The sequence below is a fragment of the uncultured Gimesia sp. genome, from assembly GCF_963972345.1.
Taxonomy (GTDB): domain Bacteria; phylum Planctomycetota; class Planctomycetia; order Planctomycetales; family Planctomycetaceae; genus Gimesia.
Map to the genome: position 1 here is coordinate 1 of NZ_CAXAVM010000223.1, position 11011 is coordinate 11011.

General features: G+C 52.3%; 7 protein-coding genes. 3 read left to right on the forward strand and 4 right to left on the reverse strand.

Annotated elements, in window-relative coordinates:
• Nucleotides 1–337, forward strand: a 337-nt coding sequence (locus tag AACZ40_RS25020; protein WP_339676291.1) for a hypothetical protein, incomplete at its 5' end; no start/stop codon positions are given.
• 21 nt (nucleotides 338–358) lie between these two features.
• Here the strand turns inward: AACZ40_RS25020 and AACZ40_RS25025 are convergent.
• The 3 genes from AACZ40_RS25025 to AACZ40_RS25035 all read right to left on the reverse strand — a co-directional run bounded on the left by AACZ40_RS25025 (nucleotide 359) and on the right by AACZ40_RS25035 (nucleotide 5127).
• The gene (locus tag AACZ40_RS25025; protein WP_291169689.1) at nucleotides 359–1171 is read right to left on the reverse strand and encodes a DUF817 domain-containing protein; all 813 of its coding nucleotides are present in this window, start codon (nucleotides 1169–1171) and stop codon (nucleotides 359–361) included.
• A 154-nt stretch (nucleotides 1172–1325) separates the two neighbouring features.
• Entirely contained in the window at nucleotides 1326–3422 is a 2097-nt protein-coding gene (locus tag AACZ40_RS25030) for a hypothetical protein (RefSeq protein WP_291169687.1), read from the reverse strand.
• A 265-nt stretch (nucleotides 3423–3687) separates the two neighbouring features.
• Complete coding sequence (locus AACZ40_RS25035; RefSeq protein WP_291169686.1) at nucleotides 3688–5127, reverse strand: sulfatase-like hydrolase/transferase; 1440 nt, start codon at nucleotides 5125–5127, stop codon at nucleotides 3688–3690.
• A 146-nt stretch (nucleotides 5128–5273) separates the two neighbouring features.
• Here AACZ40_RS25035 and AACZ40_RS25040 point away from each other — a divergent pair, with 146 nt between their 5' ends.
• On the forward strand, nucleotides 5274–6407 hold the full coding sequence (locus AACZ40_RS25040; RefSeq protein ID WP_291169684.1) for a DUF6263 family protein: 1134 nt from the start codon (nucleotides 5274–5276) through the stop codon (nucleotides 6405–6407).
• Nucleotides 6408–6804: 397 nt separating this feature from the next.
• Here AACZ40_RS25040 and AACZ40_RS25045 read toward each other — a convergent pair whose 3' ends face one another.
• Nucleotides 6805–7785, reverse strand: coding sequence for a class I SAM-dependent methyltransferase (locus tag AACZ40_RS25045; RefSeq protein WP_291169681.1), 981 nt, complete (start codon nucleotides 7783–7785; stop codon nucleotides 6805–6807).
• 357 nt (nucleotides 7786–8142) lie between these two features.
• Between AACZ40_RS25045 and AACZ40_RS25050 the strand changes: the two genes are divergently transcribed.
• Nucleotides 8143–11011 (forward strand): pyruvate carboxylase (locus AACZ40_RS25050; protein ID WP_339676299.1); only part of this gene is annotated, 2869 nt, incomplete at its 3' end.

Below are 11011 nucleotides of genomic sequence, written 5' to 3' on the forward strand. Positions count from 1 at the left end.
TGAGGATCTGCCGGAAACCGTTGCCGTGAGGGGAGTCGTCACCTACCAGGGCAAACCGGTGACCGATGCGTCGATCATGTTTTATCCCCTGCAGGGGCGTAAACCGGCAACGGGACGATCGGACACAACCGGTAAATTCACCTTGCGCACTTTCGAGAAAGATGACGGCGCCATTCCCGGCGAACACCAGGTGACCGTGAATGCTTATGAATCCACGCCGGAAGGGGTTTCGATGAAAAGTGCGATTCCGATCAAATACAGCAGCCCGACGACCACACCGCTCAAGATTACGGTGTCGGAATCGAACCCGGAAATCAAACTGGAACTGAGTGACTGAAACCAAACAGTCTGTACCGGCTCAATTATGATTCACTTCCTGCAGGGCAGGATCACCAATCTTTAAGGGACGATTTACCAGGGAGACCAGCACAAAGCTGAGCATCATCAGCAGGTACCAGGCCACCAGTTTCGAAAGCGAAACCAGCTGCCAGTGGTGTTTCTGCATGGGGTAGATCCAGACATTGGCATACGTCGCCAGGTTTTCCGCGAACCAGATAAACAACGCGACGAGCAGCCAGCCCAGCACCAGGGGCATGCGACGATGGACGCGGTTCATTTTGAAATAGATCATCACCCGGCCGAACATCAACAGGCTGGCAACAATCAGCGCCCAGCGAATATCCACGACATAGTGATGGGTAAAAAAGTTGGCATAAATCAGCGTCACCAGTACGACCGTGCTCCAGAAGGGGGGATAACTTGAGTAACGAAAATCAAAGATCCGCCAGACCCGGGCGATGTAGCTGCCCACAGCGCTGTACATGAAGCCGGCAAACAGAGGCACATTGCCGATACCTATCTCAAACGGCTCCGGGTATTGCCAGGAACGAATGCCGTCCGACGTTTTAAACAGTTCCATCACTGTTGCCACGATATGAAAGATCAGAATCACGACCGCTTCGCGCGGGGATTCGAGTCGGAAACAGAGCAGGCAGACCTGGAAGGCAATCGCAGCCAGAAACAGAAAGTCGTATCGATAGAGAAAATCGATCGGATACCAGAAGCGGGTGATGATCATCAGCGTCAGCAGAAAACCACCAAAGATACAGGCGGACGCCTGTTTGATTCCGAACAGCCAGAATTCATGGAGAAACGTTTTCAGGAGATTCAATCCATTGCGAGCGGGATAACAGAGTTACTGAGTCTGGAAAACCCATTGTAGTGCGCCTGCAACAAGGACTCCAATTAAAAAAAGGGAGCAGACACATTGCCTGCTCCCTGTTCGGAACCCGGGATGGCTCCAAGCCATCCCACGCACACTTCCGTTACTCAGCACTGACAGCAGCGACCTGCGGTGCCAGTTGCAAATCGATCGGGTTGGATGCCGCACCATCGCCGCGTACGATCACGAAGGTAGCATCCGCTGCATCCAGCAGAGGCAGTTCGGGCAGCTGGATGCGAACACCCAGGTCGTACCAGCCATAAATTTCTGCTTCGAAGTTCATGCCATTCAGAGACATCAGGACTTTGCCTGGTTCCGGTCCCAGACCTTCACCGGCCAGATTGACCATGCCGCCACTGAAGACGACATCGGAATCTGCAGAAAACAGGGCCGGATCGACGGGCAGCACATCAACGCGTGCCACGACAGAACCGTTGTTCTCTTCAAAAGCTTCCGGAATTTCCCGGTGGGAATCGATCAGCACGTGCAACTGTTCGAAGGGAACCTGATTTCCTTCTGCATCCGTCGAGAGTGTACTGGCTGCGAAAGGCAGACGAATATCAACAGTCTGGATCTGGCCTGCAGCGATATTGTCAACGCGGGTCCCTGCTTCAGGCACTCCGGCAACTGCTTCCCGTGAGTTGGAAGCCAGCAGCATGACATTGAAGGGCTGGTTGATATCAACCACACTGTTATTGCGGAACCAGACGCGGAAACGCGGTCCCAGTTCTTCTTCCGCATGTCCTGAGTCAACAAAACGGACTGCCAGCATCTGCAGGTCAAGACCACTGTCAATGACGATCGGTTCCACATCCACCCAGGTACCACAGGTCACGATGGGCAGCGGCTGCCAGACAGGACAGTCATACCAGACCCAGGGGCCGCAAGGTTCCCAGATGATGGGACGACAGATCATCGGTCGGGGATCACAGATGGGGTGACACCAGTCCCACCAGCACCAGTCCACCCAGGCAGACCAGTGTGGGCTCCAGCAATAGCTGGGGTACATGCCAGGTCCGGCGTACCAGCTGCCGAAGTGAGTGTGGGTGAAGGAATTCGCCATATTGCCGAACAGGCTTCGATTTCTCCAGCCACCATGCTTGAGCAGGTGGTGATTCAGATTTAACTGACGGGCAACGTCACCTTTCTTATGCAGTTCAAACTGTTTCTTCAGATTCCACTGTTTGTGGTGCTTACTGTTGATCAGGGCGTTGAATTTTCCAGCCTGCAGCTGTTTATCGAGATTCAACTTGAGTGGTTTGATGTTTTTATTTTTGAAGAGATCCTTGTTCAAAGGCACGCCATTTTTGCCGAGCCACTTTTTGGAAGGGCCAAACTGTTTGCCTTTGGAAAAATCTTTCTCAAGATCAATTCCTTGGGGGAACTTGCCGATCTGATTCGGTTTTTTCCCTGGTTTCTGAATGTTATTTCCTGGCTTGAAGACGTGATTACCTTTGCCAGGCTTCGGATCGAATTTTCCATTGCCGGGTTTAAAGACGTTGTTGTCAAAACCAGGCTTTGATGGTCTTGTGATCTTGCCTGGTTTCGGCACAAACTTACCAGGATCGACTGTTCGATCAGGAATCTTCAGGTTCGGAATTTTACGATCAGGAACTTTTCGGTCGGGAATCTTGCGATCCGGGATTTTTCTGTCTGGGATTTTGTGCTCAGGAATTTTGAGATCTGGTATTTTGCGACCGGGCACTTTACGATCTGGTACTTTGCGATCAGGAATCCGCGGATTCAGATGTTTGGTATCCAGCTTGATGCTGTTCTGCTTTCCAAACTGAGGCAGTTTGAAGTCAGGTCGTGTTGACGGTGGAATGGCTTTGAATGATTTCGAAGGCCGACTGCTTCCCCTGTCGCTGACTTTCGGGCTGATGTTCCCTGAAAAGTTTTTGACGCTTTTGCCGGAAGGTCGTGGCAGAGTCTTCGCGTTAGAAGAAGACGGTAGCCGTGTGGACTGGGGCCGTGTGATCTGGGGCTTAGTGGTCTGGGGACGTACGATACGTTGGGGCTTAGTGGAACTGGACGAACTTTTTTTGCTGCTTTGAATGCTGCGACTGGAACTGCGGTTCTTGCGATCTGATGATTTATCAGCCGCCATCAAGGGAGAGCTACAGATCCCCCCCACCAGTGCCAATGACAGTAACATCCGAAACGGCTGCTTGAAATAACGGACTTTCTTATGGATCATCATGACTCTCTCCCCTTTGGTAAAACCGTTGCTGCCCGCGTTGTGATGTGAACGGTTTGAGAGAAGAGCGTAAAATATGCCAATTATATCGATTTGAACTCAGAGACAGAAAAACCGACTCTTTAAAACATAACACAATAAAGAGTTACGTTTTTTCACTCCAGACAGACTGTCCAGCGGAATCGATTGTAAGATCCACACAAAGCCGCGCTGCGCCATCAGAATGATTTCAAACGGGACTCATTTTCGCGGCACTGTGGACCCGCCCTCAGGAATTTTCTGCCGTTTGCTGCAGAGAAGGATCATCCTGCTGTTTTCGCCAGGCATTCAACTGATTCAGGAGTTTGTCACGCACTTGTTGATGTGCGGCCTCTCCTGACAGGTCGTGCAGTTCCAGTGGATCCTCTTTGAGATCAAACAGCTGGACCCGATCCAGGTGGGGATAGTAGATGAGCTTCCAGCGATCGGTGCGGATCATCCGCTGGAAGTTGCGGAAGTAGCAAAAGACCTCGTCGTAGATAGCATCCTGTGCACCTGTGAGAACCGGCTTGAGACTCTTGCCTTCGACCGTATTCGGGATGGGAACACCGGCCAGATCACAACTGGTTGGATATAAGTCACGCAGGTAGCATTGGGCATTCGATCGTACGTCGGCGGGAATTCCGGGACCGACCATGATCAGGGGGACGTTGACGGTGTGCTCATACATGTTCTGTTTTCCCCGCAGGCCGTGACTGCCCATCGCCAGACCATGGTCGCTGGAATAGATCAGAATGGTATTCTCCCACTCGCCCGATTTCTTTAACGCATCGACAATTCGGCCGACCTGCGCATCCAGATGGGAAATGACGGAATAATAGAGGGAGAGGTCGTTCTGTACGATCTGTTTTGTGCGTGGCCAGGGGAGGAGTGCTTCATCGCGGCCCTCAAAATTACCATGATCAAAGGGATGCTCAGGCAGAAAGTTCTTCGGGACCGGCATCTTGTTCGGATCGTAGAACTGCTCATAGCCAATGGGCATCAGCAGCGGGTCATGGGGTGCCGTGAAACAGACGTGCAGAAAAAACGGTTTTTCGTGCTTGCGATCGATGAATTCAATGGCAGCGTCGGCAAAGTGTTCGCTGATATTTGAGGTGAGCCCCACCCCTTTCTCGGGGAAGAAATGGCGTTCGTCATCCTGAAAGATCCAGCCTCGATAACCGGTGACCGGGACACCGTTGCCATCATACGAAGGGACCGCCCAGCGTCCGCCCCCTCCGGTAAACAGGCCCAGCGTCTCATCGTATCCACGTAGCACGGGTTTACCATCATTGTGCCATTTGCCGACGTACCAGGTGTCATATCCGGCTTTTGAGAGGGTCTGGGACCAGGTGGGGAGTTCTTTTTTGATCGGCTTACCGAAATCCAGGGAGCCGTTATGAAACCCACTGACGCCCGTGAGAATTTCCGCCCGACTGGGTGTGCAGATCGGATTGGCACAAACAGCGCGGGTGAAACTGGTCCCCGCTTTCACTAACTCGTCCAGGTTCGGGGTTTTGATGATCGAATTGCCCAGGGCAGCGATCGTATCCGGTCGCTGGTCGTCGCTGAGCAGAAACACGATATTGGGGGGAGTGTCTTTCGTGTCTGTATTCTGGTCAGCAGCGGCGCTGAATCCGCAGAAACTGAGTACAAAAGCAGCCAGAAACGCGCGCATTACAACCGGCATTGTCATCTCCCCGTCAAGAAGAACCGCATCAGAAGATGCCGAATTCGTCTTTCACTAAATCGATATTACTGATAAGTTTTGCATCTCAAAATGATTGAAAAACCTTCATTCGTTAGCTTTCTTTATCTATTCTGGACAAAGTCGCCATGCAGGGCAAGCGTTATATCAGCTGGATGCTGGGAATTATGATACTGGCGTGGACCGGTTGGTCATTCTGGGCCAAACGCCAGGAAGCCGTGGAAGTCGTCAAGGATAAGGCTCCGCCCCAGCCCACCGAGGTTGTGAAACCGCTGCAGAACACCATTCAGGTGCAGAACGCTTCGCTGAAAGATGAAAAAGTGGAAGTGCTGGAACTGAACCTGGAAGTCAACCAGCGATTTCCGATGATTAAAACTGTCGAGCAGAAACTTTCCCAGGCTTCCTCAGCGGGTATTATCAACAGTACATCAAAACTGGAACTGATCCTGGCGTTGACAGTGGAGGAACTGCGGGACGATGGTCGCAAACGGTTCAAAGTGAGTTATACAGGCGTGAAATATTCGCATGATATCGCCGGCGAACAGGTGCACTACGACTCCAACCGCTCATCAGGCCCCGTGCCTCCGCAGGTTCAGGCTTATCAATACCTGGTGAATAACGGTTTTTCCTTCTGGATCGGGCCGGATAACAAAATCGTAGAACTGGTAGGCTTTGACGAGTTTATCAGACGCTGCCTGCAGAATACCGCTGCCGGCCAGCGGGAAACCGTGCTGGCCAAGATCTCAGAATCGTCGGGTGATGATGGTGTCGCCAATTTCATCGACGACAGTATTGGTCTGCTGCCTTACAACATTGACGAAAATCACAAGGGAGGCGCGATCCGCGTGGGAGAGACCTGGATCAAAACCCGCCGCCTGACGCAACCGATCCCGATGGTTCTCAAAACCGAATACACGCTGCGCGAGTTGAACGACAACATCGCCCGCATTAATATTGCCGGTGATATCGCTGCTTCCAAAATCAGCAGCCCGATTAACCAGCATGGAAAATCGGTGCAGCTCTACATCCGGGGCGGAAAATCCTTTGGATCGTGCCTGATCGACCGCAAAACAGGGTTGCCCCTCGAATCGAAAATCGAACGCTTCCTGGAAACCACGGTGAAACTGGCCAGTGGCAAGGAATTCGAACAGCAGAAACAGATCGTGACCACGATCCGCGCGTTTCCGCACCAGGAAGAACGCCCGCTGGGACCGGCAGCCAGGCTGACCCGCCCCGAGAATCTGAAACCGGCTGCGAACTGAACTACGGCTGATACCGGTTCCCGATTTTCATCTCTCCGCTCTGAGAGCATCTCCAGTATAATGTGTCCGCCTGTGCCTTCAGGATCTGGATCAGAATGTTCAAGAACGACTGAAAAAGTTATGCCGAAAACTGGTGAAAAAAGAGTGAGCAGCGGCGGGTCACTGGCGTGAATGAGTGCGAAAAGTGGCGCGATTGTGCGCCGAAACGCAGTTTTGCGCAAGCGAATCTGGGTGCTCAAATCAGAACCAGTCCGTCACTGACGGCAGTTTGGCCCCTGAAAATCAGTCTATTTCGCGTAGTGCCGTTTTTCGATCAGGACACAAACAGACAGTAGCAGTCAGCTTTTTTCCAAGACGAAACACAAACGGGAGAAAACAGTCAATTTAGAGAAGCATCTCAGGCAACTACACGCAATTCCGTGGGCTGTTCGTCTTCGTGATCAGAAGCGAACTGCTGGCATTTCTTCACAACGTCAGCAACAAACTGTTTCGCTGTCAGATGCTCGCGCAGGTAACTGGCGACTTTGGAAAAGCGTGCTGAGAGATACCGGGGACGCAGGTGATAGCGCAGGGGGGTTGCCTGCCTGATCACCTGCATGGTCTGCTGATAGTTATTGTAATCGATTTTGAGTTTCCTGCTGTCACTGCAGGAAAAGAGCATTTGCAGATAAGGATCTTCTTTCGATCCAAATTGCATTTCCAGTTGGAAGCCACAGCTTTCCGCAAGCATCTTCAGGCTGGAAGGAGTGAAATTATGAATGTGGGCGTAATGAAACATTTTACTGCGACGGGCAAACGGTGCAGCGATATTGGGACACTCCACATAGAACAATCCGTTATCCGCCATCATGCCTCGAATGTATTCCAGGGCACGACGGGGAGAATTAAAATGCTCGATGACGTGGACCAGCAGAACCAGTTCGCGACTGTGATCGCGGGGTTGTTCAAACAGGTCTCCCCGCACGACGTTGGTCAGCAGTCGCTGCTGCGAGTAATCCTGAAAGCCTTCACCAGGTTCAATTCCTGCCGACTGATGGCCGTTGAGTTCGAACACTTTCACGGTACAGCCAATACCAGCCCCGACTTCGAAGACAGCGGCATCAGCATCAATATGTGGTTGCAGTTGATGAAAGATACGTTCGCCATTTTTCCAGGCGCGCATCACGCGGCGATCCGAGGGAGTCAGTTCGCCATGATAGCTCTTACGATATTCAGTGGCATAATAGTGCGCGAGTTCCTCATCGGTAGGAATTTGTCCGTGCGCGACCAGGCCACAGGCTTTACAGATCACGGTCGTCAACGGTTTTCCATGCCGATCCCGTTCTCCGATTGGTTCGAACTCCGTTCCTGCACACAGATCGCACTGTTTTTGTCCCATTGGGTTTACCACATTGATTCGTCAGAATACTAATAATTTCTATCGAGTCAGGTCCTTGAAACAGGTGCCGGAGACGATAGAACTGAGCAGACCGGAGTTAACACTAATCAGTGCAGGAAAACAGGTCAATATGAATCATTCCAAACCGGTTTCTAAAGAGGATTTAGCGAAAATATCTGTACCTGGGACCACCGAAAAATCGTGTTCCAGCGAGAATCCAGACAAACGTTGGTGCTGCATTGTTTTTCCGGGCTCATGCATGTACCCTAATGACCATTGGACTGCAGAGAAAATCCGTAGAAAAAACACGGCTATTCAGCCTTCAAGCCGAAAGTATACAAAGAGTTAGGAAAGTTCATGTCAGAGCGTAAAATTAAGAAGCTGCTTGTTGCCAACCGTAGTGAAATTGCCATTCGAATTTTTCGAAGCACGCACGAACTGGGAATTCGCACGGTCGGTATCTATACCCATGAAGATCGATATGCCCTGCACCGCACCAAAGCAGACGAAGCATACCAGATTGGAAAACCGGGGCATCCGGTCAAATCTTACCTGGATATCGAAGCGATCATCGCCCTGGCCAAGCAGAAGAAAATTGACGCAATCCACCCAGGTTACGGCTTTCTGTCTGAAAATGCTGAGTTCGCCCAGGCCTGTGAAGACGCTGGGATCATCTTTATTGGACCTCGCGTGGAAACATTGAAAGCGCTGGGGGATAAAATCTCGGCTCGCAAAATTGCCCAGCAGGTCGGCGTTCCCGTCCTGGGGGGAAGTGGCGAAGCGATTGCGGATGCCGCCTCGGGCCGGAAGACGGCGGTCGACATCGGGTTCCCGATCATTCTGAAAGCAGCGCACGGCGGCGGCGGACGCGGGATGCGGGTCGTTCAGAAAGAGGAAGATTTCAACGCGGCTTACGAAACGGCGCGGAGTGAATCTATGTCAGCGTTTGGCAGCGAGGATGTTTTCGTTGAGAAATTCATCTCGCGTGCCCGTCACATCGAAGTGCAGTTACTGGGCGACAAACATGGCGGCCTGGTCCATCTCTATGAACGAGACTGTTCGGTTCAACGACGTCACCAGAAGGTAGTGGAAATCGCGCCGGCACCGAATCTTGACCCGGCCGTGAGAGACGAACTGTGCGAAGCGGCTTTGAAAATTGGGCGAAGTGTGAACTACGAACTGGCGGGAACCGTGGAGTTTCTGCTCGACGCCGACACGAACCAGTTTTACTTCATCGAAGTCAATCCACGAATTCAGGTGGAGCATACCGTCACGGAAGAAGTGACCGGCGTGGACATCGTGAAGTCACAGATTCTGCTGGCACAGGGGGCCAAGCTGAATGACCCGGGAATCCGCATCAATTCGCAGGAAGAACTGCAGACCCACGGCTTTGCACTGCAGTGCCGGGTCACAACGGAAGATCCAACGAATAACTTTATGCCCGACTATGGTCGCGTGGCGCATTACCGGTCTGCCAGCGGGATGGGCGTGCGACTGGATGCAGGGACGGCGTTCTCGGGAGCAATGGTCTTCCCGTATTACGATTCACTGCTGGTGAAAGTCACCACCTGGGCACGCACCTTCAGAGATGCAGCGGCGCGCACGGAACGTTGTCTGCAGGAATTTCGAATTCGGGGCGTGAAAACGAATATTCCCTTCGTGCTGAAACTGATCACGCATCCGACATTCCTGAACGGCGAATGTTATACCCGCTTCATCGATGATACACCGGAACTGTTCAAGTTCCCCAAGCGACACGACCGCGCTACGAAACTGCTGACTTACCTGGCAGAAACAGTCGTGAATGGAAATCCCCTGGTCAAGGACCGTCCTAAATCTGTCCGTCGGAGCCCTGCCCCCGTACCAGCTTACAACAAGAAAAAGATCTCACCGCCGGACGGGATGCGACAGAAACTGCTGGAACTGGGCGCAGAGAAATTCAGCAAATGGATTCTGGAACAGAAGCCACTTCTGCTGACCGACACTTCCTTCCGTGACGCACATCAGTCATTGTATGCCACCCGGTTCCGCACCCATGACATGCTGCAGATCGCGGAGGTTTATGCGCATAACTGTCCGGAACTGTTCTCACTGGAAATGTGGGGCGGTGCCACGTTCGATACCTCAATGCGGTTCCTGAAAGAATCTCCCTGGCAGCGACTGGCTGAAATGCGAACCCGGGTGCCGAACATCCTGTTTCAGATGCTGATCCGTGCTTCGAGTGCGGTGGGATATACCAACTATCCGGACAATGTCGTCCGTGCATTCGTCAAAGAAGCCGCTGATGCAGGCATTGATGTGTTCCGCGTGTTCGATGCGTTGAACTGGGTGCCCAACATGAAAGTGGCGATGGAGGAAGTGCAGAAAAGCGGCGCCATCTGTGAAGCGAGCATCTGCTACACGGGTGATATTCTCGATCCTTCCAAAACGAAATACGATCTGAAATATTACGTCAACATGGCCAAAGAACTGGAGAAGATGGGTGCGCACATCCTCGCCATCAAAGACATGGCAGGATTATGTAAACCGTATGCAGCCGAACTGCTGGTCAAAACCCTGAAACAGGAAATTGGCATTCCGATTCACTTTCACACCCATGATACCAGCGGTGGCCAGGCGGCTTCCATTCTGAAAGCGGCGGAAGTCGGACTGGATATCGCCGATGGTGCCGTCCCTTCCATGTCAGGCGGAACTTCACAACCGAACCTGACAACCGTCATCGAAGCCCAGCGATTCAGCGAACATCAACCCACGGTGCAGGTGAAGTACCTGGACGAAATTTCGGAATACTGGCGCGCCGTGCGTAATTATTACACCGCGTTTGAAAGCCCGGTTCTGCCCGCGGGTGCGAATCTGTACGAACATCAGATGCCGGGCGGTCAATACACAAACCTGCTGCAACAGGCACAGTCACTGGGACTGGGGGACCGCTGGATCGAAGTCTGTCATGTTTACGCGGAAGTCAATCAGTTGCTGGGAGACATCGTCAAGGTAACACCCACTTCGAAGGCAGTTGGCGACATGGCGTTATTCCTGGTCGCGAATGATCTGAGCTGTGAGGATGTTGTCAACGGTGATCGTGACCTGGCATTTCCGGAATCGGTTCTGGACCTGATCAGCGGTCGCATGGGACAGACTCCCGGCGGATTCCCGGAAGATGTCCAGAAAAAGATTCTGCGGGGAGTAGAACCACTTACCGAACGACCGGGCAGAATTCTGCCTCCCG